The 12,785-nt window shown below is 58.2% G+C and carries 12 protein-coding genes; 2 read left to right on the forward strand and 10 right to left on the reverse strand.

Annotated elements, in window-relative coordinates:
• Window positions 1-346 precede the first annotated feature (346 nt).
• The 3 genes from fabV to AC07VR_RS28625 all read right to left on the reverse strand — a co-directional run bounded on the left by fabV (window position 347) and on the right by AC07VR_RS28625 (window position 3,146).
• Window positions 347-1,543 (reverse strand): enoyl-ACP reductase FabV, encoded by a 1,197-nt coding sequence (gene fabV, locus AC07VR_RS28615; protein WP_494993103.1) that lies wholly within the window; start codon window positions 1,541-1,543, stop codon window positions 347-349.
• A gap of 297 nt (window positions 1,544-1,840) precedes the next feature.
• Entirely contained in the window at window positions 1,841-2,161 is a 321-nt protein-coding gene (locus tag AC07VR_RS28620; protein WP_495013261.1) for a cupredoxin domain-containing protein, read from the reverse strand.
• Between the two features lie 13 nt (window positions 2,162-2,174).
• Window positions 2,175-3,146, reverse strand: coding sequence for a metallophosphoesterase family protein (locus AC07VR_RS28625; RefSeq protein ID WP_495013262.1), 972 nt, complete (start codon window positions 3,144-3,146; stop codon window positions 2,175-2,177).
• Between the two features lie 151 nt (window positions 3,147-3,297).
• Between AC07VR_RS28625 and AC07VR_RS28630 the strand changes: the two genes are divergently transcribed.
• Entirely contained in the window at window positions 3,298-3,810 is a 513-nt protein-coding gene (locus AC07VR_RS28630) for a sigma-70 family RNA polymerase sigma factor (RefSeq protein WP_495013263.1), read from the forward strand.
• Complete coding sequence (locus AC07VR_RS28635; protein WP_495013264.1) at window positions 3,803-4,570, forward strand: anti-sigma factor family protein; 768 nt, start codon at window positions 3,803-3,805, stop codon at window positions 4,568-4,570. The genes AC07VR_RS28630 and AC07VR_RS28635 overlap by 8 nt, the downstream gene beginning before the upstream one ends.
• Window positions 4,571-4,849: 279 nt before the next feature.
• On the opposite strand, the gene AC07VR_RS28640 is transcribed toward AC07VR_RS28635, so the two are convergent.
• From AC07VR_RS28640 to AC07VR_RS28670, 7 genes are all read right to left on the reverse strand, one after another.
• The gene (locus AC07VR_RS28640; protein WP_494993108.1) at window positions 4,850-5,125 is read right to left on the reverse strand and encodes a hypothetical protein; all 276 of its coding nucleotides are present in this window, start codon (window positions 5,123-5,125) and stop codon (window positions 4,850-4,852) included.
• Between the two features lie 35 nt (window positions 5,126-5,160).
• Window positions 5,161-5,559, reverse strand: coding sequence for a DUF6124 family protein (locus AC07VR_RS28645; RefSeq protein WP_495013265.1), 399 nt, complete (start codon window positions 5,557-5,559; stop codon window positions 5,161-5,163).
• 541 nt (window positions 5,560-6,100) lie between these two features.
• Window positions 6,101-6,406 carry a panthothenate synthetase gene (locus tag AC07VR_RS28650; RefSeq protein ID WP_495013266.1) on the reverse strand — a complete coding sequence of 102 codons (306 nt, stop codon included), beginning with the start codon at window positions 6,404-6,406 and terminating at the stop codon, window positions 6,101-6,103.
• A gap of 255 nt (window positions 6,407-6,661) precedes the next feature.
• Window positions 6,662-6,799: a hypothetical protein gene (locus AC07VR_RS28655; protein WP_495013267.1), complete on the reverse strand. Its 138-nt coding sequence runs from the start codon at window positions 6,797-6,799 to the stop codon at window positions 6,662-6,664.
• Window positions 6,796-9,954, reverse strand: coding sequence for an efflux RND transporter permease subunit (locus AC07VR_RS28660; RefSeq protein ID WP_495013268.1), 3,159 nt, complete (start codon window positions 9,952-9,954; stop codon window positions 6,796-6,798). Before AC07VR_RS28660 ends, AC07VR_RS28655 begins: the two co-directional genes overlap by 4 nt.
• Entirely contained in the window at window positions 9,951-11,435 is a 1,485-nt protein-coding gene (locus AC07VR_RS28665; protein WP_495013269.1) for an efflux RND transporter periplasmic adaptor subunit, read from the reverse strand. The genes AC07VR_RS28660 and AC07VR_RS28665 overlap by 4 nt, the downstream gene beginning before the upstream one ends.
• Complete coding sequence (locus AC07VR_RS28670) at window positions 11,432-12,688, reverse strand: TolC family protein (RefSeq protein ID WP_495013270.1); 1,257 nt, start codon at window positions 12,686-12,688, stop codon at window positions 11,432-11,434. Before AC07VR_RS28670 ends, AC07VR_RS28665 begins: the two co-directional genes overlap by 4 nt.
• Window positions 12,689-12,785: the final 97 nt, after the last annotated feature.

Below are 12,785 nucleotides of genomic sequence, written 5' to 3' on the forward strand. Positions count from 1 at the left end.
CGGCTGTCAGGCCGCCATCGCGGGCAAGCCTCGCTCCTACAGGGACCGTACAAGACCGCTGTAAGAGCGAAACCGCCAGTAGCCATTACCGCAGGAACGGATATGTACACCAGCAAGAGACAGGCCGGCTGTCAGGCCGACATCGCGGGCAAGCCTCGCTCCTACAGAGACCGTACAAGACCGCTGTAAGAGCGAAACCGCCAGCAGCCCTAACCGCAGGAACGGATATGTACACCAGCAAGAGGCAGGCCGCCATCGCGGGCAAGCCTCGCTCCTACAGAGTGCGGGAAACCTGACATGAACTTAAACGCATTTTACCGCGTCGACAGCTTTCCACGCGCGCGACCTAACCTTGAATCAGGTTGGAAATCTTCACGTCCGGATCAACGTCAGCCTCATAGTCCACCCCGTCGATCTCGAATCCGAAGAGACGCAAGAACTCCGCCTTGTAGCCGGCAAAGTCGGTGAGCTCGTATAGATTGTCGTTGGTGACCTGATCCCAGAGCTGCTTGACGCGATCCTGGACTTCAGGAGCCAGCTCCTTGTAATCGGCGCGCAGACGGCCCTCTGGATCCATGCAAGGAGACTGGCCGTAAAGGCTGTCTTTGTAGAGCCCGTGGACCTGCTCGATACAACCCTCGTGGGTGCCCTGCTCCTTCATGACCTTGAACAACAGGGACAGGTACAGCGGCATGATCGGGATGGCGGAGCTGGCCTGAGTGACGACCGCTTTCAACACTGAAACCCGCGCATCGCCTCCCAGGTCAGCCAACCGCTCGCGAATACCGAGAACCTTCTGATCCAGGTCTTTCTTGGCCGCGCCAATGGAACCGTTCCAGTAGATGTCATGGGTCAGTTTTTCGCCCAGATAGGTGAACGCAGTCGTTTTGGCACCCTCGGACAGGACACCCGCCTCGTGCAAGGCGTCCATCCACATCTGCCAGTCTTCGCCGCCCATCACGGCCACTGTGCCGTCGATCTCGCTTTGTGTGGCCGGCTGCAGGGTGGTGTCTTTGACAACCTCCTTGTCGGTATCAAGGCCTCGCAGGCTGACCGGCTTGTCGAGAGGTTTGAGTGTCGAGCTGAAAACCTCGCCGGTTTTAGGGTGGGTCCGTCTCGGCGCAGCGAGGCTATAGACAACCAGGTCGACCTTGCCGAGATCCCGCTTGATGGTTTCGATGGTCTTTTGTTTGATCTCGTCAGAGAAAGCGTCGCCGTTGATGCTCTTCGCGTAGAGACCATCCGACTCGGCAAACTTGTGAAAGGCAGCGGTGTTGTACCAGCCGGGCGTGCCGAGTTTGCCATCGACACTCTCACGTTCGAAAAACACACCCAGCGTATTGGCGCCGCAACCAAAAGCCGCAGTAATCCGTGCAGCAAGCCCGTATCCGGTCGATGCACCGATCACCAGTACGTTCTTTGGCCCTGCGCTGATCGGTCCTTTGTCGGTGACATAGTCGATCTGCTGCTTGACGTTGGCTTCGCAGCCAACTGGGTGGGTCGTCACGCAAATAAAGCCACGAACGCGCGGTTTGATAATCATAAAAGATCCCCCTCTTCCAATATGCCGAGAACCGACATTGACTGTAGTTCTGTCAGCCGTCCAAGTCATAGACGCCCGCAAACCTGAAGCGTCACCGAGCCGCCCTGAATTTCACACCGCCCCCGTGATATCCGCCAGCAATTCAATAGATCTGCCCCCCTCCCCCCGGATTAAAGGTCGAACCACACAAAAAAGGGTGGTAGCCAGCGACAGATGCTGGAGTACCACCCGGGATCAGGGCGAATCGCGAGGTGACAACCCGAACGATCGTCTACGTCGCAGCACTAAAAACTCATTTTATTGAGTAGCACTGACGGTGATCTTTCCAATCATTTGTGGGTGCAGAGCACAAAAATACTCAAACGCCCCTGGCGTATTGAACACATAGGAAAAGCTGTCATTGGTGTCGAGCGCGCCCGAGCGAAACACCTTATTGGTTTCCACGACCGTGTGCGGTACTTGATCGTCGTTGACCCATGTCACTTTTGTGCCAACGGCTATCGTCAGATCCTTGGGTCCATACATGAACTCTTTGATGTCGATTTTTACATCTTGTGCCCAAACGGGTATCGAGACCAACAGACAGCCCAGGGTCAGCACCTGCAAGAGCTTACTCATGTGAGCGCCTCCCTTAAGTGAGTGTTGAGTCGATCAGCGCCAGTGGGTGATCGCCTTGTGTCGCCTTGACGTCGGTAATCCCCAGATAGTTGCGCAGTTGATCGGCGGCCACCGTCATCGGACCCGGTGCAGGCGCGGCTCCAGGAGCCGGTTGCGGGTAGGCGGTGCCGCGAGCGGTGTGAAAGGTGATATTGCCCTCGACCTTTTGGATGACCTGATGGATGTGGCCGTTCAAGATCGTCACCGAGCCATAGTTGCGAAGCATGGCGATGGCCTGATCGCCGTCCTCCGTTCCCCAGCCCCACGGCTGATAGATCGTCCACAAGGGAATATGAGTGAAGACGACGACAGGCGTGCTCGTAGACACTGCGCGCAAATCATCGGCCAGCCACGTGAGTTGGTCGGCACCGAGGGTGGCCTCGTGGCCCGCCTGCCAGTTGAAGACATTCACCAGCGCAATGAAATGCACGCCATGATCGTCGAAACTATACCAGCCATTGCCTTTCGTGCCTTTGCCGTAACGCTCCAGATAGAGTTTTCCGCCGCCTTCATCGAGAGTGTCGTGCTCGCCCGGCACATAGTGCACGGTTGATGGCAGGCCTTTGAGGAGCTGCGCGGCGGTATCGAACTCTTCCGGTTTGGAGAGGTGGGTGATGTCACCTGTGTGGAGAATGAGTGACGGTTTTTTTGGCAGCGCTATGACCTTATCGATGGCCACCTGCAATGTCTTGCGCGTATCAGGGTTGGCCTCCTTGTTGAAGCCGATGTGCGAGTCGCTGATTTGCACGAAGTGGAAATTGCTGGCCAGTGCTGTCGGGTCCGATAACTTGCCGGTGTCATCCAGCGCGAAAGCCCGTGGAATACCGCCGCTCAGCGCCCATATGACGCCGGCTCCGGCCCATGCCGAGCACAGGAGCAGGTTTCTGCGGTCTGGGTCCAGCGGGCCGTCGGTACGCTTATCGTGTGTTGTTGAGTGAATGTCCATGGGAACTCCCTCGGTAGCGGATTACATTGATGAGCTGACACGATGTAAAACCGACCGGGGTGGAGTTTTATTCCAGGCAAAAATACGTTTTCTTTCGGGAATAAAACAGGACGTATCCCCGTTATAGGGGTTGGAAGGGGCTGGAGCCACTATGAAGCGATTTGAGGAGCTGTTTGCCCCGCATATGGATGCGGCTTATAACCTCGCGCGCTGGCTCACCGGCAATGAGAGCGCTGCCCAGGATGTCGTACAGGAAAGTGCATTCAGGGCATTTAAATTTATGCACCGCTACGCAGACGGAAATGCCAAAGCCTGGTTCCTGACGATCGTGCGCAACGAGAGTTATAACTGGCTCAAGGCATCGGCCGGCAATCGATGGGTCGCCATAGGCGATGAGATATCAGCAGACGATCTCGCGTTGGGCCACACCCAGACCCCGGAGCTGTTTGCCATGCATGCCGAGGATGCCGCGCTGGTTCAGCAAGCGCTGCGAGCCCTGGCCCCGGCTTTTCGTGAGGTGATCGTCCTGAAGGAGTTGGAAGGCATGCCCTACAAGGACATAGCAAAGGTGGTCGACATACCTTTAGGAACCGTCATGTCGAGACTGGCCCGGGCGCGCGCGATGCTCAAGCTGGAACTACTGAAGTTGCAAAACCATGAATGACCTGAACTGCACCCACTGCCACGAATTGATTCATGGCTACCTGGACAACGAGCTGGATACCGAAACGGCAGCGAATGTTGCCGAACACCTATCGAGTTGCGCCGATTGCCAGCGCCTGCATGACCAAACGAAATTACTGATCGCCAGCGTGAAGGCACAGGCGCCGTATTACGTTGCGCCTGACTCCCTGACTCACAGTGTATTCGCCAACATTCAATCACAGACCTCTTCGGCCAGGAGCGTTTGGGAAGTATTACGAAACGCATCGCGGAGGTGGCTCGCACCTGCTTTTTCAGCCATAGCGCTGGCCATGGCACTGGTGCTGTATGTGGCAACCCCTTCAAGCGAGCAACCCTGGATGGACGAGGCGGTGTCCAGCCATGTTCGGTCGCTGATGGCCGAGCACTTGAATGATGTGGCCTCCTCCGACAGACACACCGTCAAGCCATGGTTTACCGGCAAGCTCGACTTCTCACCGCCGGTGTATGACTACTCGGCACAAGGCTACCCGCTGCTCGGCGGGCGACTGGACTACCTGCAACACCAGACCACCGCGGCCCTGTCCTATGGCCACGCAAAACACATCATCAACGTGTTCATCCTGCCAACCACCGAAACGGATAAACCCCGACAGAGTCTGTCCATCCGCGGCTATAACATCGTCGCCTGGCAACAGAATCACTTGCGCTTTATCGTCGTATCCGACCTCGAAAAAAGTGAGCTCGAAGCCTTTAGCCAGCTGGTTGAAAAAGGGGCTTGAGGGTCAATGCCAGTCAGTTAAGACATTACGCGAACCGTAGCAGCTGGCGAAGCCTGCGTCCGGCTGCGCAGCAGTCGTAAAACAGTCACTGCGGTATTCCAGACAAATCGTGGAAGCAGGATTTGCGACGGCTTCGCCGCCGGACGCAGCCTTCGGCAGCTGCTACGGGGGACAGTGCTGAACCTGAAATTCCTTAACTGACCGGCATTGGGCTTGAGGGTGGTCTGTCATCTCTTCTCATAACGAGAAATGGGCGACCCGTGAGGTCGCCCATCTTCATTACGACGCCAGAACCTGCGCCTGCAAACGTCGCCCGATGACGTCCAGCAAATCACAGCCGTCGCGCAACGGGATAGCCAACACCCGTGCGAAGTCATGCAGGATGACCGCGTCGCTGCTGATCTCCTCGCGCATGGCGAGGTTCTCCAGCAATTGGGTCACGGCGCTGATGCGGTAAGCGGCGGTATCGTGCAGCACGTCGAGGGGGGCTTCGGTGTCGATCAGCAGCGAGTGGAAATCGTTGTCGATGCCGGTGACAGGCATGTATCTGTCCATGGGGAAAACTCCATTTGATGAAAGAACGTGACCACTTAGTGGCCGGATACCGGAGTGACCGCAGACGCCGTCGAATCGGACGTGTCGAGGTTATCCAGCGCTCTGTTCACCAATAACTCGCCCAGAACGATCAGTTGCTGAATCGCCAGTGCCTTGTTGCGGCGTGAGCCTTCGAGCTCGAAGGCCAGGTCAGTGGTCATCGCACTGAGGGAGGCGAACGTTTCGGAAGCGTGGACCAATAGGGTCTCCGTGTCGACGTGGGGAGCTATGACGAAGATAGTGCTCGGACTCGTGTTGAGCTTCGTTTTATCGAGGGGCGACGCCGGATGGAAATCGAGAGCGCGCTCGGCGGCTTCGCGGAGTTTGGCGGAATCGAGGGAAGCGTCAGCTGAAAGGCTCGGGTTTTCGGGGGGATCGGGGGTGATCTTTTTCATGAGTGCAACTCCTTGATTGGTGGAGTCACCAGACATCGCTGCTAAACGAAAAGGGTGGCGACTGTACGCGGGTTAGCAGACCAGGAATCAAGGAACCCGGCGCACCCGAAGGTGCCCCCCGCACAGCCGCCATAACACAGAACAGCGGACACAAAAAAGTGCCAACTGATCGAATAGCGGCACCTGCGTGCCTTGATATTAACCGAGCTGCTAAACCCGGTCGCTGATTTTGCAGCGACGGATGGAATTTACTTCCGCAGTTCATGACATACAAGTCGGCCTGAGACGGTACGGATTGCAGGAAATATCCGAAGCTTGTGTGCAGAGACGACAGGACGGACCGCGATTTACCCCGCCCTCAATAAAAGCAATCGCCCCCAAAGCCAAGCCCCGTTGATGCCAATGTACTCGTAAGCCAGGTACTCAGGGCCAGGCCTGTCTGCAACCTGATCACATTCAGATTGTGCTTAGCAATTAAACGCAAGTAGCTCCGAGCCCACCTATCGGGGCTTGAGGTCTTATCAAGATCTCGAGGTTTTCATCACCCCCATTTCTTCCCGAGCTCCTCCAGACCAGCCTTTTGCAAATCCTGCGGGCTCATCGTGAGGCGGAACTTGCAGTTGGCATTGAAGTTGAGAAAAAAGGGTTCCGCAAAAGCGGGAATGTCGGATGAATTTTGCACGTCGATCACAAGGATCCCACCACGCATTCCGTCGTTCTCAGTAAAGTACACCGCCTCCGGTTTGATGCTGTCCAGGATACGCTCAATAATCTCGCCCACCTTTGCGGATCTGACGAGGGAATTGAAGGGTTCATGAGGGAACTCGACCGTCAGTAGCATCTTCATAATTCAATCCTCCTTCCAGCTTGCTGCCCTGTAGCCAGAATTTTGCCTCTGGCTCCCATGCCGCCCAAGCCTTCAACAGCCCTGGCGGTCCGTATCCTTAAGCGTAGCGAAGCGTGAGCTAACGCTTATGCAGGGTTACGAGCGGTCATGGGGTCCACCAGAGTGGCATTGCCTCGAATGCACTCATAACGCGGGGAACTCCAAGTGGAAAGCGGTATCAGTTTGTGAAGGTCGAACCAGCCACCCATGCCATTGTTATTTCAGGGGCTTGATCGACACGATGGTGGCCGACATGCCCTCAGCACGAAATTCAAACGCTACTTTGTCCCCTGCCTGGGCAGAAAGAGACAGTACAAAAACGGTGCTTGCAACGGCGATCAGGGCCAGTTTCATACGACTTTTCCTTGAGGGTTGGAGGGTACAACGCACAGGTGCCGGCGGCGCATCAAGCGGTAGGCTGCCGGAATGACAAACAGGGACAACAAGGGGGCGGTGACCATGCCGCCGACCATTGGCGCGGCGATGCGACTCATCACTTCGCTACCGGTGCCGCTGCCCAAGAGAATCGGCAACAGACCAGCGATGATCACCGCCACGGTCATGGCCTTGGGCCGAATCCGCTGCACTGCACCTTCACGAATCGCGGCGACCAGCCCGCGCTCGGTGCTGTCACCGGTGTCTTCGCGCTCGGCCCAGGCGTTCTTCAGGTAGAGCAGCATGATCACGCCGAATTCGGCCGATACACCAGCCAGCGCGATAAAGCCGACCCCGGTGGCCACCGACAAGTTGTACCCCAACAGATACAGAAACCATGCGCCACCGGTGAGAGCGAATGGCAGCGTGGCCATGATCAGCAAGGCCTCATCGAAACGGGCAAAGGTCAGGTAAAGCAGCACGAAGATGATCAGCAACGTGGCCGGTACCACCAGTTTGAGCCGGGCGTTGGCCCGTTCGAGAAATTCGAACTGCCCCGAGTAGCTCAAACTCATGCCTGGCTGCAACTTGACCTGCTCACTGACGACCCGGCGCAGGTCGGCGACCACCGAGGCAATATCCCGGCCACGCACGTCGATATACACCCACCCGGAAGGCCGGGCGTTCTCGCTCTTGAGCATCGGCGGACCGTCACTGACCTTGACCTTCGCCACCATGCCGAGGGTGATCTGACTCCCTGGTGGGGTGTAGATCGGTAATTGCTCCAGTGCGCCGAGCGAATCACGCCACTCACGCGGATATCGCACATTGATTGGGAAGCGGGCGAGCCCTTCAATGGTCTCCCCGATGTTTTCACCGCCGATAGCACCGGCGACGATCGACTGCACATCGGTGATATTCAACCCATAGCGAGCAGCGGCCTTGCGGTCGATATCGACGTCGATATAGCGGCCACCGGTCAGGCGCTCGGCCAGGGCCGAACTGACCCCAGGCACGTCCTTGGCCACACGCTCGACGGCCTGAGTGGCGGCATCGATCTCTGTCAGGTTGCTACCGGCAATCTTCACCCCGATCGGGCTCTTGATGCCAGTGGCAAGCATGTCGATGCGATTGCGGATCGGCGGGATCCAGATATTGGTCAGTCCTGGTACACGGACCACCCGATCCAGTTCCTCCACCAACTTCTCCTGGGTCAGGCCGGGTCGCCATTGCTCGTGAGGTTTGAACTGAATGGTGGTTTCGAACATCTCCAGTGGTGCCGGGTCAGTAGCAGTTTCAGCGCGGCCGGCTTTACCAAAGACATGTTCGACCTCTGGCACTGTCTTGATCAGCCGGTCGGTCTGTTGCAGAAGTTGCGCGGCCTTCTGCGCCGATAAACCCGGCAAAGCTGATGGCATATAGAGCAGGTCCCCTTCATCCAGTGGGGGAAGAAACTCACCACCCAACTGTGACATCGGCCATACCGCGCTGAGAAACACCAGCAGTGCGACCAGCATGGTGATTTTTGGCCGACGCAGCACCGCGTCCAAGGCTGGCTGGTAGAGCCTGATCAACCAACGGTTCAGCGGATTCTGTTCCTCATTGGGAATCCGCCCACGAATCCAGTAACCCATCAATACCGGCACCAGGGTCACCGACAGTCCGGCCGCCGCCGCCATGGCATAGGTCTTGGTGAACGCCAGCGGGCCGAACAGCCGGCCCTCTTGCGCCTCCAGAGTGAACACCGGGATGAACGACAGGGTGATGATCAACAGGCAGAAGAACAGTGCCGGACCTACCTCGGCCGCGGCTTCGGTCATCACGTGCCAGTGATGTTCACCCTTGAGCTCCTCCCCTGGATGGGCTGCGTGCCAGGCCTCGATCTTCTTGTGAGCGTTCTCGATCATCACCACCGCGGCGTCGACCATGGCACCGATGGCAATGGCAATCCCGCCCAAGGACATGATGTTGGCGTTGATTCCCTGGTAGCGCATGACGATGAAGGCCATCAGCACCCCGACCGGTAGCGAGATAATGGCCACCAGGGAGGAGCGCAGATGCCAAAGAAATATCCCGCAGACCAGGGCGACGACGATGAACTCTTCGAGCAGCTTGTGGCTGAGGTTTTCCACGGCACGGTCGATCAGCTTGCTGCGATCGTAGGTGGTGACGATTTCCACCCCGGCCGGCAGGCTTTTCTTCAACTCGTCGAGTTTGGTTTTAACTGCTGCGATGGTCTCGCGGGCGTTTTTGCCGCTGCGCAGAATCACCACGCCGCCGACGGTTTCACCCTCACCGTCGAGTTCGCTGATGCCACGACGCATCTCCGGCCCCAGTTGGATCGTGGCCACATCTCCCAGGGTGACCGGCACGCCACCCGCACCGAGCCTGAGTGGAATCGCGCGGAAGTCATTCAGGGTCTTCAGGTAACCGGAAGCGCGCACCATGAACTCGGTCTCTGCCATCTCCAGCACCGCACCACCGGTTTCCTGATTGGCCTTGCCAATCGCCTCGGTCACCTGCGCCTGAGTGATACCCAGGCTGGCGAGTTTGAGTGGGTCGAGCTGCACCTGGTACTGCTTGACCATCCCGCCCACGGTGGCCACTTCCGCCACATTGGGCAGAGTCTTGAGTTCAAACTTGAGAAACCAGTCCTGAAGAGCGCGCAATTGCGCCAGATCATGCCCACCGGTGCGATCCACCAGGGCGTACTGATAGATCCAGCCCACCCCGGTGGCATCCGGCCCCAAGGCCGGTTTGGCGCCCGCGGGCAGGCGGCTTTGTATCTGGCTCAGGTATTCCAACACCCGCGAGCGAGCCCAATACATATCGGTACCGTTTTCGAACAGCACGTACACGAAACTGTCGCCGAAGAAAGAATAACCGCGCACGGTCTTGGCGCCAGGCACCGACAGCATGGTGGTCGCCAACGGATAGGTCACCTGGTTCTCGACGATTTGCGGCGCTTGACCTGGATACGGCGTGCGGATGATCACCTGCACATCAGAGAGGTCTGGCAGCGCGTCGATGGGCGTGCTCTGCACCGACCAGACGCCCCAGCCGGTGACGAACAGTGTGGCCAGCAATACCAGGAATCGGTTGGCCACTGACCAGCGAATCAGGGACGCGATCATGGCTGGTCCCCTAGTTTTTCCAGACGCTCAACGCGCAAACCATCATCGGTTTGACTGACGGAGATACGAACCTTGTCGCCCGCCTTGAGTCCCTGCATGAGCGCAGGGGCCGCCAATGGGAAGGTCATGGTCATGCCAGGCATGCCCAATGTTTTGAAGGGACCGTGGGCAAGCGTCACATCTTTGCTATTGATCTGCAGGACTTGTCCCTGCGACTCATGAAGGGCGGAGGCGGTGCCTGGAAGTGCTGGCATTTCCAGCGCGCTTGCGACGATGCCCTTGAGGCTGGCCTCGGAGTCGAGCAGGAACTGACCTGAGCTGACCACCTGTTGACCTTCTTGCAAGCCTTTCAATACCGCCGTCTTACCGTCGTTTTCCTGCCCGAGTTGCACCTCCACCGGACGGTAGCGACCCGCGTCTTCGGCGAGCATTACCAGCGTGCGCCGGCCAGTGCGGATGACCGCTTCGCTCGGCACCCATAACACACTTTGCCCGGTCTTCTGGTTCAGGCGCACCTGCGCCGATAATCCGGGTCTGAGACGCCCATCAGGGTTGGGCAGTTCGACGCGTACGCGAACGGTGCGGCTGTCCATATTCGTTTCGGGCAGAATCGCACTGACGGTGCCGTTGAGTACTGTCCCCGGGAAGGCTGGAAGGCGTGCTTCTACCGTCTGGCCGACGACGATCGATCCGGTCTCCGACTCTGGAACGGCCACCGCTAGCCAGACACTGCTCAAGCCATTGACGCGAGCCAGCGTCTCGCCGGCCGACACGGTCATGCCCGTACGGACATCCAACTCTTGCAGCACTCCACTGATGGGGTTGGTGAGGGTCAGGTTCGGCTGAATCTTGCCGCTGCGTTCTACCTGGGTAATCAGCGCTGCCGGCATCCCCGTCAGGCGCAGCCGTTGGCGGGCCGCTGCGATCAAGTCGGCATCGCCATTACGTTTAAGTGCGAGGAATTCTTCCTGGGCTGCGGCCCATTCCGGTACCAGGATATCCGCCAATGGTGCATTGGCTTTGAGCACATCGCCGGGAGCACGGGCATAAACCCGCTCGACAAAACCGGCAGTACGCGCCTGGATCACGGCGACATCCCGCTCGTTGAACGTCAGCACGCCGACAACATCCAGGCTGGAAGCGAGGGCTCCACGAGTGACTGTGGCCAGACGCAGGCCGAGGTTCTGGGTCAGACTGGGGTCAATGCTGATGGCCGCGCTGTTTGTTGCCGCGTCGGCGTATTGCGGCACCAGCTGCATATCCATGAAGGGTGACTTGCCCGGTTTGTCGAACTTCTGCTGCGGGTACATCGGGTCGTACCAATACAGCACCTTGCGTTCGCCTTGCATTGTGGAACCTTGTTCGGCTGCTGCCCCGGGCATTGTGCTCATGCGCTGCTGAGCAAACCAGTAACCGCCGGCAACACCCAGGGCGATCGACAAGCCAGTCAACAAAGCCCCTTTCCAGATTCGAGCGCTCATTGGCTGGTTTCCTCGTAATTGAAATACAAACGTGCGTTGGTCAGGGCTCGCTGTTCTTCGACATCGATCTGTTTGAGGCGGGCCTCTATGAGTTCACGTCGGGCAGCAATGACCGGCGCCAGATCACCTTTACCGGCGCGGTAGCTGGCCATGGTCAGCCCTACCTTTTCCTTGGCCAAAGGCACCAGACTTTCCTGACTGCGGCGCACGGCACGATTCAGGCGTTCGTATTCGGCCAGATCCTCCTCCAGTTGCTGGGTGTGCTCACGCACCATGGTTTCACGCTCAGCCTCCAATTGGTTCAATTCAGCGTGTTTGGCGGCGATTTTTGGATTTTGTCGGGAGCCGGGAAACAGTGGCAGGTCGAACGAAAACTGCACGCTGACCATGTCCCCGAACTGACGGTCACGGTGTTGGTAATCGAGTTCCCAACTCCAGTCCGATTGTTTTTCCGCCTCGGCTTCACGGACTTTGGCTTGCGCCTCGCGGGTCATCGGTTCGAAGGCCGCCAGTGCGGGGTGATGTTGCAGCTTATGGGAGTAGCCTGTGGTCTCGACGGGCCATTGCGGCAAACTGCCGGTTGGCGGGTCGTTGGCCGCCGGGCCAATCCAGCGCTTGAGTGCAGCTCGAGCTTGCGCACGCATACGGATCAGGTCGTCCTGTTGATCCGCTAACTGCGCAGCCTCCTGTTTCGGCGTGACCGCATCCGCAGGCTGAGCCCGACCACCGGCAATCTGTGCCCGAACGGTATCGGTCAACAGACGATTTTCTTTGTAAAAGTCCTGGAACAGTGCCTCTTTACGCTCGACGGAATAGCTGCTGATCCAGGCCAATGCCGTGGCCTGTCGGACATTCAGACGCTCGACTCGACCTTCGGCCGCGGCTCGGTCAACGGCCGCATCGGCCACCTCAATACGTGCTTTGCGTTTGTCGCGGTTGGGCACTTCCTGCATGACCCCAACCATCTGCATGGTCATGGAGTCCTGGTCAATGCTCCAGCGGTCGGGGCCGCCAATGGGATAGTTCTGCACGCCGAGCTTTAACTTCGGGTCAGGCAGTTCGCCAGCTGGAATGGCAGCACTGCTAGCAGCTTGCAGTTTGGCGGCTTGGGCCGTCAGCGACGGCGCATTGTTTTCGGCCAGCCGCAATGCTTCATCGAGTGTCAGTGGGGCTGCGAGGCTCGGCAATGCCAGTACGCTTGCCGCCAGGCCGGCCACGAGGGACCAACCTGTGCAATAGCACTTGGAGTTCATGTTCACGATTCCTGTGATGATCCACTGCGCGCGTCATGAGAGATGCACGCAGATATGCCATCCCGCTAAAGCGGAATGAGGCTCAGTGAGGTACAGG

The sequence above is a fragment of the Pseudomonas sp. GW821-FHT02H09 genome, from assembly GCF_059421425.1.

What these genes read in the sequence shown, in the direction of transcription:
- fabV (WP_494993103.1), bottom strand. Translation starts at nt 1,543, where the DNA reads ATGATTATCAAACCGCGCGTTCGTGGCTTTATTTGCGTGACGACCCAC.
- AC07VR_RS28620 (WP_495013261.1), bottom strand. Translation starts at nt 2,161, where the DNA reads ATGAGTAAGCTCTTGCAGGTGCTGACCCTGGGCTGTCTGTTGGTCTCG.
- AC07VR_RS28625 (WP_495013262.1), bottom strand. Translation starts at nt 3,146, where the DNA reads ATGGACATTCACTCAACAACACACGATAAGCGTACCGACGGCCCGCTG.
- AC07VR_RS28630 (WP_495013263.1), top strand. Translation starts at nt 3,298, where the DNA reads ATGAAGCGATTTGAGGAGCTGTTTGCCCCGCATATGGATGCGGCTTAT.
- AC07VR_RS28635 (WP_495013264.1), top strand. Translation starts at nt 3,803, where the DNA reads ATGAATGACCTGAACTGCACCCACTGCCACGAATTGATTCATGGCTAC.
- AC07VR_RS28640 (WP_494993108.1), bottom strand. Translation starts at nt 5,125, where the DNA reads ATGGACAGATACATGCCTGTCACCGGCATCGACAACGATTTCCACTCG.
- AC07VR_RS28645 (WP_495013265.1), bottom strand. Translation starts at nt 5,559, where the DNA reads ATGAAAAAGATCACCCCCGATCCCCCCGAAAACCCGAGCCTTTCAGCT.
- AC07VR_RS28650 (WP_495013266.1), bottom strand. Translation starts at nt 6,406, where the DNA reads ATGAAGATGCTACTGACGGTCGAGTTCCCTCATGAACCCTTCAATTCC.
- AC07VR_RS28655 (WP_495013267.1), bottom strand. Translation starts at nt 6,799, where the DNA reads ATGAAACTGGCCCTGATCGCCGTTGCAAGCACCGTTTTTGTACTGTCT.
- AC07VR_RS28660 (WP_495013268.1), bottom strand. Translation starts at nt 9,954, where the DNA reads ATGATCGCGTCCCTGATTCGCTGGTCAGTGGCCAACCGATTCCTGGTA.
- AC07VR_RS28665 (WP_495013269.1), bottom strand. Translation starts at nt 11,435, where the DNA reads ATGAGCGCTCGAATCTGGAAAGGGGCTTTGTTGACTGGCTTGTCGATC.
- AC07VR_RS28670 (WP_495013270.1), bottom strand. Translation starts at nt 12,688, where the DNA reads ATGAACTCCAAGTGCTATTGCACAGGTTGGTCCCTCGTGGCCGGCCTG.